The 14,179-nt window shown below is 29.7% G+C and carries 15 protein-coding genes and 1 riboswitch; of the genes, 4 read left to right on the plus strand and 11 right to left on the minus strand.

The window, feature by feature from the left end; genetic code table 11:
* Positions 1-66: 66 nt before the first annotated feature.
* The 3 genes from L1S46_RS08975 to L1S46_RS08985 all read right to left on the minus strand — a co-directional run bounded on the left by L1S46_RS08975 (position 67) and on the right by L1S46_RS08985 (position 1,557).
* On the minus strand, positions 67-642 hold the full coding sequence (locus L1S46_RS08975) for a DJ-1/PfpI family protein (RefSeq protein ID WP_238899791.1): 576 nt from the start codon (positions 640-642) through the stop codon (positions 67-69).
* 73 nt (positions 643-715) lie between these two features.
* A complete protein-coding gene (eutP, locus tag L1S46_RS08980) occupies positions 716-1,168 on the minus strand; it encodes a EutP/PduV family microcompartment system protein (protein WP_238899792.1) in 453 nt (150 codons plus the stop codon).
* Positions 1,169-1,176: 8 nt separating this feature from the next.
* Positions 1,177-1,557 (minus strand): BMC domain-containing protein, encoded by a 381-nt coding sequence (locus L1S46_RS08985; RefSeq protein ID WP_012060221.1) that lies wholly within the window; start codon positions 1,555-1,557, stop codon positions 1,177-1,179.
* A gap of 255 nt (positions 1,558-1,812) precedes the next feature.
* Between L1S46_RS08985 and L1S46_RS08990 the strand changes: the two genes are divergently transcribed.
* Positions 1,813-2,265 (plus strand): heme-binding protein, encoded by a 453-nt coding sequence (locus tag L1S46_RS08990; RefSeq protein WP_012060222.1) that lies wholly within the window; start codon positions 1,813-1,815, stop codon positions 2,263-2,265.
* A gap of 48 nt (positions 2,266-2,313) precedes the next feature.
* Positions 2,314-2,937 carry a cytidylate kinase-like family protein gene (locus L1S46_RS08995; RefSeq protein WP_017209051.1) on the plus strand — a complete coding sequence of 208 codons (624 nt, stop codon included), beginning with the start codon at positions 2,314-2,316 and terminating at the stop codon, positions 2,935-2,937.
* Positions 2,938-3,114: 177 nt separating this feature from the next.
* On the opposite strand, the gene L1S46_RS09000 is transcribed toward L1S46_RS08995, so the two are convergent.
* The 3 genes from L1S46_RS09000 to mntR all read right to left on the minus strand — a co-directional run bounded on the left by L1S46_RS09000 (position 3,115) and on the right by mntR (position 6,789).
* A complete protein-coding gene (locus L1S46_RS09000) occupies positions 3,115-4,407 on the minus strand; it encodes an NCS2 family permease (protein WP_012060224.1) in 1,293 nt (430 codons plus the stop codon).
* Positions 4,408-4,628: 221 nt separating this feature from the next.
* A riboswitch (purine riboswitch) is annotated at positions 4,629-4,730 on the minus strand.
* A 463-nt stretch (positions 4,731-5,193) separates the two neighbouring features.
* Positions 5,194-5,949 carry an AIM24 family protein gene (locus tag L1S46_RS09005; protein WP_012060225.1) on the minus strand — a complete coding sequence of 252 codons (756 nt, stop codon included), beginning with the start codon at positions 5,947-5,949 and terminating at the stop codon, positions 5,194-5,196.
* A gap of 369 nt (positions 5,950-6,318) precedes the next feature.
* The gene (gene mntR / locus L1S46_RS09010; protein WP_023973073.1) at positions 6,319-6,789 is read right to left on the minus strand and encodes a transcriptional regulator MntR; all 471 of its coding nucleotides are present in this window, start codon (positions 6,787-6,789) and stop codon (positions 6,319-6,321) included.
* A gap of 220 nt (positions 6,790-7,009) precedes the next feature.
* Between mntR and L1S46_RS09015 the strand changes: the two genes are divergently transcribed.
* Both L1S46_RS09015 and ytaF read left to right on the plus strand, forming a co-directional pair.
* Positions 7,010-8,308 (plus strand): Nramp family divalent metal transporter, encoded by a 1,299-nt coding sequence (locus L1S46_RS09015; RefSeq protein ID WP_012060227.1) that lies wholly within the window; start codon positions 7,010-7,012, stop codon positions 8,306-8,308.
* Positions 8,309-8,588: 280 nt separating this feature from the next.
* A complete protein-coding gene (ytaF, locus tag L1S46_RS09020; RefSeq protein ID WP_039771820.1) occupies positions 8,589-9,203 on the plus strand; it encodes a sporulation membrane protein YtaF in 615 nt (204 codons plus the stop codon).
* Positions 9,204-9,361: 158 nt separating this feature from the next.
* Here ytaF and L1S46_RS09025 read toward each other — a convergent pair whose 3' ends face one another.
* From L1S46_RS09025 to rbsK, 5 genes are all read right to left on the minus strand, one after another.
* A complete protein-coding gene (locus tag L1S46_RS09025) occupies positions 9,362-10,312 on the minus strand; it encodes an L-lactate dehydrogenase (protein WP_238861200.1) in 951 nt (316 codons plus the stop codon).
* A gap of 90 nt (positions 10,313-10,402) precedes the next feature.
* The gene (locus L1S46_RS09030) at positions 10,403-11,173 is read right to left on the minus strand and encodes a DUF2087 domain-containing protein (RefSeq protein ID WP_238899793.1); all 771 of its coding nucleotides are present in this window, start codon (positions 11,171-11,173) and stop codon (positions 10,403-10,405) included.
* Between the two features lie 288 nt (positions 11,174-11,461).
* Positions 11,462-11,701 carry a hypothetical protein gene (locus L1S46_RS09035; protein WP_023973078.1) on the minus strand — a complete coding sequence of 80 codons (240 nt, stop codon included), beginning with the start codon at positions 11,699-11,701 and terminating at the stop codon, positions 11,462-11,464.
* Between the two features lie 366 nt (positions 11,702-12,067).
* Positions 12,068-12,379 (minus strand): CD3324 family protein, encoded by a 312-nt coding sequence (locus L1S46_RS09040; RefSeq protein ID WP_012060232.1) that lies wholly within the window; start codon positions 12,377-12,379, stop codon positions 12,068-12,070.
* Positions 12,380-13,180: 801 nt separating this feature from the next.
* Positions 13,181-14,098: a ribokinase gene (gene rbsK / locus L1S46_RS09045; protein WP_238899794.1), complete on the minus strand. Its 918-nt coding sequence runs from the start codon at positions 14,096-14,098 to the stop codon at positions 13,181-13,183.
* Between the last annotated feature and the right edge of the window lie 81 nt (positions 14,099-14,179).

Here is a 14,179-nt window from a genome sequence, read left to right on the forward strand (position 1 = left end):
TCATTATATATTAGAGGTATGAAATCGTTGTAATACAATTCAAACTAAAATATTGTAAAATTAAAACTATAATTGAATCTTCACATTGAGAGCATTTAAAAAATCTTTCAAGATGGCTGTATTTCCTGGCCAGGCTGGTGCAGTTACTAAGTTACCATCTACCACTGTTTCATCTGGATTTTTATCTATAAATATTCCTCCAGCCATAACTACTTCTGGCTTAACAGCAGGATACGCAGTTAACTTTCTTCCTTTAATTATATCAGCCGCTGTTAATATTTGAATTCCATGACATATAGCAGCTACTGGTTTTTTTAATTCCATAAAGTATTTTACAATATCAATAACCCGTGTATTAAGTCTAAGGTATTCTGGTGCTCTTCCCCCTGTTATATATAATCCATCATATTCTTCTAATTTTAAATAATCAAAAGACATATTTAATAGAAAGTTATGTCCAAGCTTTTCAGTATAAGTTTGATGTCCTTCAAAATCATGTATTGAAGTCTTTATATATTCCCCGGCATTCTTTTCCGGACAAACTACATTAACTTTAAAACCTAACATTTCCAAGGCTTGATATGGTACCATGACTTCATAATCTTCAGTAAAATCGCCAGCTAACATCAAAATTTTTCTCATATTCAGATCTCTCCTTAAATAAAATTTGCACTTTTTAAACCTTTACATGTAATTTTAAGACATTTTCTATATGCTACTTTTCCCAAGGCAGTATATCGTCATCTTCTTTTAAATAATCCAAAAGATTTGGTATTCCTTCTCCTGTATATGCACTTATATGAAATATTTTTTTACAACCGGCAAGGCTGAGCCATGCTTCTGCTAAATCTGCTCTTGCATTCTTATTATCTATCTGAGTCACAATTCCAACTACTTCTCTAGTCGCTCCTGCTGCAATATTAGGGCTATAAAGAGAATATTCTTCAAGTGAACTCATTAGAAGTCCAATTACATCAGCTTCATAGGAGTATAGTATTAACGCTCGTGCTAGTTTTTTATTTTCAGCATATTCGCCAGGAGTATCTATAATAACATCAAAATTATTTATATATTGGGTTTTATGATATGTAATCTCTTTTCCCTTTAAAGCTTGAGTTAAAGTAGTTTTACCACAGCCTGTCCTTCCAACTAACATAATCTTTCTCATAAAACCACCTATGCCTTTGTTAGATTACAAACATTAAACCCTAGTGTATTTTTTGCATAGTTTAAGATAGACTCTAAAGCAATTGCCACATCTGAAATTGTTCCTGTAATAATCAAAGTTCCACTAAATCTATCAATAAAACCAATCTCTATTGCCGACGCTTTTATTGCTATATCTGCAGCTATTATAGAAGTTTCACTTGGAGTAACAGTGAGAATACCAATAGCTGCCCTGTTATAATCAATTTTAGGGTCTAATCCTAGCTTCTTATAAATAATTGAGTCTGGGCTCGCAATTACATGAGCCATTGTAATTTGTTTTCCTGGAACGGTTTCTTGAATTATCCTCATTAAATCAGTTTTATTTATCTGCAAATCATTTAACTTCATTTTTTTCACCCTCTCGAAGAAATTGTAATTTTAAACACATTTTTTTTGATACCACTCTGTTTATAATGTTAGCATATCCCTAAGGACTATTAGTAATAATTTTGTAACTAAAAATAAGTAAATTTAAGTATAGTCTGAACTTTACTTATTATACAATTGTAAATTACCTGTAGCAAAATTAGTTAAATTATATAATATTATTGGAGTAATTTAACTTAAATACATTATATAAATAATATTTATAGGAGCGATTATATGATAAATGAAGAATTAATAAAAAAGTTATCGAGTGATCTAATTAGTTCTATAAAGACGCCTAAGCTAACACTAAAAATGGCAAAAGAAATTCTTGAAAAAGCAGAAAGAAAAGCTGAGTCAATAAATGTTCCAGTAGTTATAGCATTAGTTGATGATGGTGGAAATCTTATCGCCCAGCATAGAATGGATAATTCAATCTTAATAAGTATTAAAGTTTCCTTTAATAAAGCATATACTGCACTTGCTTTAAAAATGTCTACTGAAAGATTTAATGAACTAGCGCTTCCTGGCAAACCTCTTTATGGCTTAGAAAATACTGGACATGGCGAACTTTGTATTTTAGGTGGAGGAATACCAATAGTTAGTAACGGAAATATCATTGGTGCTATTGGTGTTAGTGGTGGAAGCATTGATGAAGATATTCAGATAGCTCAAGCCGCACTTAAATAATTTAATAAAATGTGGTATAATTTCTATATAGGGAAGGAGTGAGATTATATGGATAAGTTTGTAATTGCAATAACAAGAACTTGTGGAAGCGGTGGGACAACAATAGGGAAAATGTTATCTAAAGATTTGGGTATAAATATGTATGACCGTGAGTTATTACGTTTGGCTTCAGATGACAGTGGTATAAATGAAGCTCTATTTGCCAATGCAGACGAAGGTGTAAAAAATAGTTTGTTATATAAGGTTTCAAAGAAAGTATATAATGGTGAATTAATCCCACCTGAAAGTAATGATTTTACTTCAAATGACAATTTGTTCAATTATCAAGCTAAGGTATTACGTGAATTAGCCGATAAAGAATCTTATGTTGTGATAGGGCGTTGTGCTGATTATATCTTAAAGGATAAACCAAATATATTTAAAATTTTTATTCATGCATCAGAAGATTACTGTATTAAGCATGAAATGGATATCCTTGGCGCTTCTGAAAAAGAAGCAATTAAGGAAATTAAGAAATTAAATAAATATAGAAGTGACTACTACTATTACCACACTGGAAATAAATGGGAGGACGTAAAAAACTATGATCTGTCTCTAGATACCAGCAAGCTCGGCTTCGAGAAATGCGTAAAATATATTAAGAAGTATGTAAAGTTACGTATGGAATTATAAATCTTCGGACGTCCTTAAAAATATCTTCAATATAAAATTAAAATTGCCAACTAGATAATAAGACAAAGCAATATTATTATTTTCAACAAATAGTATAGAATACTAATAGCATGGTAATTAATTTATAAAAGCCCCATGGTGAATTTTCTTACACCATGAGGCTCTTCTTATTTATTATTACATTAGCGCGAATAATCCTACAAATGCTAAGGCAATAAAATACATTGGTACAGGAATATCTTTTGATTTACCTGTGAATAATTTTATTAACACATACGAAACAAATCCAAATGCTAACCCATCTGTAATTGAATATGTTAAAAGAGTTAATATCAATGTCAAGAATACAGGCATTCCTTCAGTGAAATCTGAGAAATTAACCTTTGCTATTGGTTCCATCATTACTGCACCTAAAACTATTAGAACTGGCGCTGTAGCAAAACCTGGTATAGCAGTTAAAATTGGTGAAAAGAATAATGACAAGAAGAATAATCCAGCTATTGTAAGACCAGCAAGTCCTGTTCTTCCACCTTCAGCAATACCGGCTGCTGACTCAACAAATGCAACTGGTGTAGATGTTCCTAAACATGCACCTACTACAGACCCAATAGCATCAGCTGTTAAAACTTTATCTGCATTTTTAACATTACCTTTTTCGTCTAAGTATCCAGCTTTTGAAGCTAAACCAATTAGAGTTCCTATACTATCGAAAACATCTATAAATAACATAGAAAGAATTGCTGGTATTATACCAATCACCATTGCACTCTTAAAATCAAATTGCATAAATATTGGAGCAACTGATGGTGGCATAGATATTATTCCTGTAGGTACCTTAGCAACTCCAAAAATCATTCCTAATACATATACAGAAAACATTCCAATAATGAATGAACCTTTTATATTTTTATAATATAATACCGATATTATAATAACACCTAGACCAGCTAAAAGAACTGTTGGATCTTTTAAATTTCCTATTCCAACTAATGTAGCTTGATTAGCAACAATCATCTTAGCATCTTGAAGACCTATAAATGTTATAAAGAAACCAATACCAATACTAATTGCATATTTTAATGTTGGCGGAACACTATCAATAATTACTTGTCTAATTTTAAATATGTTAAGCGCCATAAATATAAATCCTTCGATTAATGAAGCTGCCAAAGCTGTTTGCCAAGAGAACTTCATTCCCAAACAAATTGTGAATGTGAAAAGAGCATTTAATCCCATACCTGGTGCCATACCAAATGGATAATTAGCAATAAGCGCCATAATTACAGTACCAATAAAAGAAGCCAATGCAGTTGCAGTAAATACAGCTGATACATCCATACCTGATTGACTTAAGATACTAGGATTTACTACTAAGATATACGCCATAGTTAAAAAGGTTGTTAACCCCGCTAACATTTCTGTCTTAACAGTTGTTTTATTTTTTGATAAGTGAAATATTTTTTCTAACATACCGTTCTCCTCCGTTGTTTTTACCGATTTTTTTAATACATTGTCCAATATAGATTCCTCCTATTTTTGAGCTACACAAATTAACACTGCTACTCCAAAATAATACATCTGTTAGTAGGATGCACTAACGTTGAAAAAAATATAAAAGATAATAACAAGAATTTAAAGATTTCTTGTAAAATATAAGCCCCTTTGTTTTTTACAAAGGGGCTTACAAGTAACAAGTACCTATAAACACCCATAGTCAGACAATTTACGGTAGTCCGGTAGAAACGCTTGAACCTTATTTTCAAGCATATACGGGTAAAATTTCATTATTTATATATGACATACTAATAAATTACTTTTTGAATTTCCATACAATCATCGAATGTTAAAGCATAGAATAAATAAAATGTAATATATTCAGTGCGTAATATATAGCTCTTTATTTTACATACTTAATGCTACAATACTTTGGACTATAAATCAATAGCAAATTAAATATTTTATGTATTTTTTTTATTTTTATTTATCTAATGTTCGTGTTTTTATATGTTTTGGGCAAAAAAAATCTAATAATATAGCTATAATTCCTCGTATGTAAAATTATTCCGAATATTAGTTTTTAAGCAATCTTAATATTTATATTTATTATTCTATTAACTTTTTATATTATCCTGTTTACTATTAATCCCAAATGAACATTATTTTTGACTTACCTTTTAATTTCTTAATAGCAAAAGGATTGGTGATTATAATATTTCTTACCAATCCTTCTACAATTAAATATTCACATCCGTATTTCTATGATATTGGAGCCATAAGTATTTTTCCTGTTCCCCTATATACGTTAACTAATCCCTCTCCTGAAACTGCAGATCCAATTAAACTTTTACTAGACTTTTCAACTCTAAACTCTAAAGAATTAGACCAAGCAATTGCAAAATTTCCATCAATCCGCACCTCATCATTATCTAATATAAATTCTATTAATTCGCTTCTTGGAACAGGACTTTCTAGCACGGCTATCCCTTCACCTTTTAGACACAAATTAAATAGTCCTTCATTCCCAAGCATTGCCGAAGAAATGTTTGTTCTCGCAACTATCTTTTGCTGAACCTTAGACTCACACGCTAAGAAAAGTCCATCATCTAAAACCATCCCTCCCCATTCCGAAACTTCCTCAAGCAAAATATGCCTATATGTTGGTTCTAACATCAATAAACCATTTCCCTGATATTTTGGTTTAATAGCAGACTCTTTTGTTACCTTTGATGATATAGCTTTTCCAAAAAAATCACCAATTCCCTTAATATCAGCAGCCATACTCACAGATCCTGCTGTCCACTGCATTACTCCGGAACTTATTGTGTAAGCATTACCATTCAACTCAATTAAAACCTGTCTTTTTCTAACATTCATCTCTGAAGCAAAATATGCTGCCATTGCAGTTGTAGTGCTTACACTCAAATCCTTTTTATATTCAAGAACCTTAACGCCCCCTCTTGATTCTACAATTTCAATATTTTTATTTTCAAAAAGATTCTTACACTTTACCATCGAAAATTTTCTCCCCTTATTCTTTGAATATATATTTCTTATATAGTCTATGTTAATTAATTACATTATTATGTATACAGTTAATAATAAAGATTTTTATATACACATAAAACAATTAACTAAGTTTTTTCCACTTATAAAACAGAATATTCAAAAATGCAGTTTGTAGCTCACTTTTTTAAATATAATACAATTTCAACAGGCACCTTTATTTATAGAACACTAAAAACTGTATTTACTATTTAATTATATTTACTCAAGCTCAAATAAAAGCAACATAAATAAATCAGATAATAAATTAAGCCTTTAAGATTTAACTTGCTATCTGATTTATCTTTATTAATGTTTAAATAACCGATCTCCATCTTTCTATTTTATAGACTCTCTATACTCCTTGAAAGCCTTAGCTATACTAGGATTACTTTCTATAAATTGTACAAAATCCTGAAAGCATTTTGATGTTTCTTTACTTACAGTATGTTCTATCTTTTCTGTTTCATCTAATATTTCTTTATCAGGAATATCAAGTATCCTTAGAAAATTCTCAATAATATGATGCCTGTTAAGAAGTGCTGCGCCAAGTTCTTTACCACTTTCTTCAAGTATTATAATCCCATATTTTTCATACTTTACAAGTCTTTCCTCTGATAACTTCTGTACCATCCTTGTGGCAGAAGGAGGTTGAACATTAAGTGCATTTGAAAGTTCATTAATTCTTAAATACCCTTTATTCAATGACAATCTATATATCATCTCAAGATAATCTTCCATGGACGCAGTTAGCTTGCTGTCTTCTTTCTTCATATATTCGTTAAAAGTATAGAAATCATTTTTGCCCATATACTTACTCGCTCCCCGTAATAATCTACTTAATAAATTATATGCTTTAATGGCGAAAAAGTTACTTTACTGTAACATTTAGAATATTATTGCATAACTTATAATATAAAATAATTTAGACTAGGCTAAGAAAGTTAACTGTTAATAACTATCTTAATTACATATAAGATTAAAAAATTAGACACATAAAAAAATAAAGTAAGAAAGGTGATGTATTTTCTTGGAGAACGAAAGAGGTTTAAGAAGCACTGATGTATCTGTCACTGGATTTGTTCCATTTAAAAAAGACAGGAGTGCTAATATTAGTAAATTTAGGCAACTATTAAAATATTTAGGTCCAGCTTTTATTGTAAGTGTAGCATATATAGATCCTGGAAACTTTGCAACTAATATTAGTGGAGGATCGGAATTTGGCTATGCGTTAATTTGGGTAATTCTATTTAGTAACTTAATGGCTATCTTTTTACAGATAATGTCTGCAAAATTAGGAATAGCCACAGGCCATAACCTTCCAGAAATGTGTGCCAAAGTATTTTCTAAAAAAACAAATTGGGTATTTTGGATTGTTGCAGAAATAGGTGCAATGGCAACTGACTTAGCAGAATTTCTAGGTGGAACTTTGGGATTATATTTATTGTTCCATATACCAATGATATATGCTGGGATTATTACAGGAATAATAACATTCTTCATTTGTTATATGGAAAAGTATGGCCAAAAAACTATAGAAATAATAATATCAATTCTTGTTGCAGTAATTTGTATTGCATATACAATAGAATTATTTCTTGCCAAACCTGATTGGTTTCAAGTAGGAATTCATACAATAATTCCATCACTGCCAAATAGTCAGGCATTATTAATCGCAGTAGGAATGCTTGGTGCAACAGTTATGCCTCACGTAATATACCTTCATTCACATTTGGTCCAGCATAGAGGAACTGATACATCCATTGAAGGAAAGCTAAAACATTTAAAAATGGAAAAAATTGATGTAACAATAGCTATGAATATTGCCTTTATAGTGAATGCTGCAATGGTTATTGTATCCGCTGCTGTATTCAATAAAAATGGATTAATTGTTGATACAATGGAGCAAGCCCATGCATCATTACAACCTTTACTAGGTTCATTATCTAGCGGAGCTTTTGGAATAGCATTACTTGCCTCAGGTTTGTCATCATCTGCTGTGGGTACTATGGCAGGTCAAACAATTATGAAGGGTTTTGTGAATTTAAGTATACCAATTAATATTAGAAGACTTATAACTATGATGCCTGCATTGGCTATAATTGCACTTGGAATAAATCCAATGAATGCCCTTGTTTTAAGCCAAGTAGCACTTAGCTTCATATTGCCATTTCCGATAATACAAATGCTAACTATAGCTAGACGTAAGGATTTAATGGGTATTATGGCAAATCGCAATTGGGTAAGAATTTTAGGTATTATCATCGCAGCTATAATCATATCACTAAATATGGTTCTCTTATATTTAACATTTACTGGCCAAGCTTAATAGTAATATTTTAGGAGTGCTTTGTGATTAAGTCTATTAACATGTTAAAAGATAAAAACTCTTCTTTTCGGTCTTCCAGAGCCTTAGAAGAGTTTTCTTCCCACTATTAATTTAATCTACACATTTTTGTATGGACATCTTATAAAATATAACTTAAATATCTTTATGTATTTAATAGATATTAGTAATTAAACGTAATTTCGTTTAAAAATTCTTAATCACCACACAAATTTACAACCATATATTAAATATAAGTAATAATTAAGAAGGAATGACATATATGATATTAATTTTATCTGCTTTATTATTTAGTTTATCTTCTAACTTAGATAATTTAGTTATAGGTATTGCATATGGAATAAAAAAAATAAGAATAGACACAACTGCAAATCTTATAGTAGCACTTGTAACTTCTACTGGAACATTTTTATCTATGTTACTTGGCATATATGTATCTAAATTTTTACCAAGCTTTTTATCAAATAGCTTAGGTGCTGGAATTATCATAATTCTAGGATTATACTTTGTAATTCAAAGTATTTTTAAACTTATAAATAATAAAAAAATAAAAGAACTCGCTTTAAAGAATACTAATGATATGATTGAATATGCAGAAAAATCAGATTTAGATAAATCAGGAGATATAGATAAAAAAGAAGCTTTTTTGGTAGCTTTTGCATTAACATTTAATAACTTTGGTACAGGAGTTGCTGCAAGTGTAACAGGCGTTAATATAGAACTTACAGTCATATTAACATTTATATTAAGTATTTGTACACTTAAACTTGGAGAAAGAGCTGGAAACCATATTTTAGGCAAGTTCTTAGGTAAATTTGCTCCGTTAATTTCAGGACTCTTACTTATAAGTCTCGGGATCATAGAATTATTTAACTAATAGATTTAGATTAAATATGGTTTACTAAAATCGTAACATAATAAATTGAAGAACGATTATAAATTTTAGGAATGAAAGTATTTCTATAAAAAGAAATGCTTTCATTCTCAATTTTTTATATAAAATATCATTTATACAAAAATATTAAATATCATATTTTATAATTTTAGTCTTTTATTGTAGTCTTTTATAATCTCAATAGATTCTTTTAATTCTGCCTTTTCACTTTCAACTAAGTGATATTCAACAAGCTCCTTCACTCCTTGATTATTTAAAACCGCTGGAACACCTGCATATGTGTCACTTTCCCCATACTCTCCATTAAGCATAGCTGATACAGGAATAACTTTATTTTCATCGCGTAATATTGCTTTTACAATCTGAACAGTAGTTGCTGCAATACCAAAAGTAGTTGCACCTTTAGCATTCACAATACGATATGCTATTTTCTTAATATCTTCCGTTACTGAATTTAAATTAAAACCTTTTAATCTCATTTCATTGTCACTGATTATATCTAAAAACTTTTTACCCCCAACTGTAATTTGACTCCATGGAATTATCTGTGAATCTCCATGTTCTCCCATGCACAAAGCATGAACACTTTGTGGGTCAACACTCATAACATCAGCTAAATGATATTTCAAACGTGCTGAATCTAGAGCTGTTCCTGTTCCAATGACTTTACTTGCTGGCAAACCCGAAAGTTTGTGCACGTAATATGACATAACATCAACAGGATTTGTTATTACAACTATTATGCCTGAAAATCCACTTTTCATGATGTTCGGGACTATATTATTCATTATTCCTGCAGCTTTTTCTAACATATCTAATCTTGTTTGCCCTGTAATATAAGGTAATGCAGCTGCAATTACAACTATATCTGCATCATTACATTCTTCGTACCCCCCATCTTTTACCCTCATCTTACTTCCGCTATATCCAAGAGAATGTTGCAAATCCGTTGCTTCAGCCCATGATTTTTCTTTATTTATATCAATCAGTATTAAATCATCACAAACATGATTCATTACCATATCAAATGCTACCGCTGCCCCAACAGAACCCGTTCCAACTATTACTACTTTACTTCTTCCAATTGCCATATATATCCCCCTCTACTAATTTTTCTATAAATTATTATATCAAAAATTAGACCTATTATCATCTAACCAATTCCACTTTAGCATAAAAACTTATTCCTTAATCCAATAGCTGCTTCCATCTTTTTTTCTTTCTATAAAACCATACTCTATTAAAGCTCTTCTTATGGTTACGTAATCCTCATACACTCTCTTTAGAATCCTATTTATCTCTTTTTCAGAATATTGCTTTCCTTTTGAAAAATTTCTTGATATCTCTTCTAACACAATAATCTTTTTCTTTTCTCTAGCTGGATAACTCTTTAAACCACCATTTTCATTCATATAAGTTTCAATAACACTCTTCTTTTCTTTATCTGTTATATTATACCTATCATCTAAAGTAGTTGCTGTTTTATAAGCATCACATATAGTCTCTTTACCAATTTTATTAATTTTCTTATTTGTGGTTTTTGAAAGCAAATCCATCATAGCTAAAAATAATTTTGCTTGCTTTTCCTTTTCTCTTAATTTATATCGGTGATTTCGTATTGTTGATTGCGCAACTTTAAGTTTCTCTGAAATTTCTTTATCAGATAATCCCAGAGCAATCAATTTTATTAATTCTCTTTGAACATCTGATATTCCAGTAAAACCAGAATTCATATTTAACAAATATTCAAGCATTGAACCGTGGCTTGTTTTAAGATGTAACTCTGCTGATTTCTTTGCATCATACAGCTTTGAATTTATTTCATATATTCTTCCTATCTGGAATTCTTCTTCACATATTATACACCTATATCCATCATCTTCTTCGAGAATCCCTTCTTTAAGCTCACTTATAGTAGCATTCCAAAATAATTCATTTGATTTTATATCCATTAATCTCATTCCCTTTCAATATAATTACTTTCTATTTAATATATTACAGACTTTTATTTACTTTGTCTATATATAAACAAACATTTATCACTAATGTTTGCACCTTATCAATATCAACTTTCTAAGTGTACCTCATGAAACTTTTCAATGTTCTATTTATTTCAAATAAAAATAGACCAACCATCTCTATTTATTGTTTATGGTTGACCTATTAATATATTAGATATATCTTAAAACTTACTTGTATTTTTTTAATACTTTCAGATTTGAAATTCTATTATTATAATTCTAAAATAAGAGCCTATCTCTTTGCATCTGAATGCTAATTCTATTTCTGCATTCCTCATAATCGTTAGATTTTAGCTTTCTAAACTTGTAGTAATCAAAACTCTCTATAGTATCTTTAGGCGCGAAATTAAAGATTGCTACAATAAAAGCTTTAGCCTTTCGTTTTAACTTAACAAATAAGTTTCCTATTTCATTTTTATTCTTCATATTTATCTTACCTCTACTAATTCCAAATTTCATTCCGTATTTTTTATAATTCCTTTCCTTGAATACTCCCTAAATTCTGCTTCATGATATTCCATTTAACTCACTCCTTCTTTAATATTTTTAAAGTTTTTGAAACAGCTTATTTAATAATAAACTAGCACCACAATAATAGTTTACCCTTACCACAAATTAAATGATATGTAAAAAATTATTATAATTAAACTTTCTTAATTCCGACTCTTTAATTTAGAATCAGCAAAAAACTGCTGAATATAATTTTCAACGCAATATCCAACTAATAATTAATTAGATATTGAGTTGTATATTATTTACAACAGTTTCTTTATAGGATTCCTGTACCTTGCAAATCATTTTATATTATAAATATGAACTTCGTCTTTACTTGGCCTTACTTTTTAGCACTATATGTGATGACTCTAATTTTTCATTATTTAACTTAAATATAATTTTTCTTATACTATCATCTGAAAGATTATATGCCTCTGCAATATCAAAAACTTTTTCGCCTTTTTTATATAATTTATATATTTCTAAATTTCTTTCTCTTATTGCTCTTTTAGTACCATTACTTTCTCCCCAGCCCTTTCTTTCTTCAGTCTTAGGAATATAAATGGTTTCTCCTTGAATATACTTTTGAAGCTCTCTCAAAAGCTTTTCTGGCAGGATATCCTTTCCGTTTTTGTAACACACCCTTGATTTCCTCCTTAAAATTTTTAATATTCAATAATACTACGTTTTTTAAATTTCTCATTGAAACCACCTCCTAATAATTTCTATAATCAAAATTAGATTATTACTCCTTATAATTAGATTAAGATAAAAAAATCCCGTGGATACTAATTAATCATCCATGGGATTACACATAAAAAAACTAGATAATTACTATTGTCTAGTACTTCCTTATGCTTAAAAAATGCAATAAAAAAAACACGATAACCCTCGTGTATTCTGCCTAGATATATATTAATTCTTCAGATGATGGTTAATACTCTTTTGAAAGCACAACGAATGAAAAGTAAGCATAACATACTTCCATTACTCTATAAATATTACAAAAAATAATTATAAAGTTTTCTATAATGACTTTCAGCAATATTCAATTATTTTAAAAAAACCTCAACACTTTTATTTAATAAAATTTTCATATAAATATCCTCCTTCATCTGAATTTTGATCATTTAACTTTCCTAAATAACCCATATAATATATATTATTCAAAATAATGTTTTATGTCAATATTCTCTAAAAATATTTTTAAATTACTCACAAATATACTTTTTTAGATATGTCTAAAAATCTTTCAAAGGAGGATATAATCCTCCTTATTTTATTGGCAGGGTTATTAGCTCAAATTTAAGCTGATAACCACCTCTTATTAATTTTCAATATAATCATCCCCTCTCCATTATATTTACCGGTAAATTAATTATCGCATTATACGTATAAATATCTCAATGGAAATAATTTTTATAATTAATTTTTCTTATAAATTTATCTATCTCTAATAAATTTATCAACTCTTTCAAAAGTTGGCATAGCTTCCTGAGCTCCTAGTGCAGTTGTTGAAATAGCACCTACTGCATTTCCAAATATTACGCATTCTTTAAGTTCTTTTTCTTTTGCTAGCGCAAAAGCAAATCCCGCGTTAAAAGAATCTCCCGCTGCAGTCGTGTCTATTACATCAACAATAAATCCCGGAACTCTAGTACATTTATCTTTCTTAATAATTGCAGCCCCATCACTACCTAACTTTGCAACTATAACTTTTACTCCCTTATCAAATAATGTTTTTGCTGCTTCTGCAAGGTTTTCTTCACTATTTATCTTTCTTCCAATTAAAGTCTCCAACTCTGTTTCATTTGGTGTTAAATAATCCACATATTTAAAAATTTTATCAGGAAGATCCACCGCTGGTGCTGGATCAAGTATTACTGTCTTACCTTGTTTTTTTAGTTTTTTCATAGTTGCAATTACTGTTTCTAGTGGAATTTCTAATTGAAACAAAAATATATCTGCTCTTTCAATCAAACTCCATTTGCTTTCAATATAATTTATATCAACTTCTGCATTAGCTCCTGGAACAACAATTATATTATTCTCTCCATTATTACTTACTTGTATCACTGCTACCCCAGAAGACATGCCTTTTTCAATGCTTACTCCATGAGACTTGACATTATTACTTCTTAAAACTTCTAGATATCTTTTTCCATACATGTCTTCCCCTATTTTTCCTACCATAAGCACATCTGAACCCAACCTACCTAGTGCTATTGCTTGATTACCACCTTTTCCTCCTGGAAATGTATTAAACTCTTTCCCCATGACAGTCTGTCCTGCCACAGGAAAATTTTCTACTGTAGTTACTAAATCCATATTTAAACTTCCAATTACACATAGACTTTTCATATAATACGCTCCTCTTCCTACATCAGATTAAAACGAAATATATTTCTAATTTAAATCTAGTGTTATTATATCACAATTTCT

Origin of the sequence: Clostridium sp. YIM B02500 (genome assembly GCF_022324665.1) — a bacterium.
Lineage (GTDB): Bacteria > Bacillota > Clostridia > Clostridiales > Clostridiaceae > Clostridium > Clostridium beijerinckii.

Coding starts and splice junctions, on each gene's coding strand:
- L1S46_RS08975 (WP_238899791.1), bottom strand. CDS start 642: ATGAGAAAAATTTTGATGTTAGCTGGCGATTTTACTGAAGATTATGAA.
- eutP (WP_238899792.1), bottom strand. CDS start 1,168: ATGAGAAAGATTATGTTAGTTGGAAGGACAGGCTGTGGTAAAACTACT.
- L1S46_RS08985 (WP_012060221.1), bottom strand. CDS start 1,557: ATGAAGTTAAATGATTTGCAGATAAATAAAACTGATTTAATGAGGATA.
- L1S46_RS08990 (WP_012060222.1), top strand. CDS start 1,813: ATGATAAATGAAGAATTAATAAAAAAGTTATCGAGTGATCTAATTAGT.
- L1S46_RS08995 (WP_017209051.1), top strand. CDS start 2,314: ATGGATAAGTTTGTAATTGCAATAACAAGAACTTGTGGAAGCGGTGGG.
- L1S46_RS09000 (WP_012060224.1), bottom strand. CDS start 4,407: ATGTTAGAAAAAATATTTCACTTATCAAAAAATAAAACAACTGTTAAG.
- L1S46_RS09005 (WP_012060225.1), bottom strand. CDS start 5,949: ATGGTAAAGTGTAAGAATCTTTTTGAAAATAAAAATATTGAAATTGTA.
- mntR (WP_023973073.1), bottom strand. CDS start 6,789: ATGGGCAAAAATGATTTCTATACTTTTAACGAATATATGAAGAAAGAA.
- ytaF (WP_039771820.1), top strand. CDS start 8,589: ATGATATTAATTTTATCTGCTTTATTATTTAGTTTATCTTCTAACTTA.
- L1S46_RS09025 (WP_238861200.1), bottom strand. CDS start 10,312: ATGGCAATTGGAAGAAGTAAAGTAGTAATAGTTGGAACGGGTTCTGTT.
- L1S46_RS09030 (WP_238899793.1), bottom strand. CDS start 11,173: ATGGATATAAAATCAAATGAATTATTTTGGAATGCTACTATAAGTGAG.
- L1S46_RS09035 (WP_023973078.1), bottom strand. CDS start 11,701: ATGAAATTTGGAATTAGTAGAGGTAAGATAAATATGAAGAATAAAAAT.
- rbsK (WP_238899794.1), bottom strand. CDS start 14,098: ATGAAAAGTCTATGTGTAATTGGAAGTTTAAATATGGATTTAGTAACT.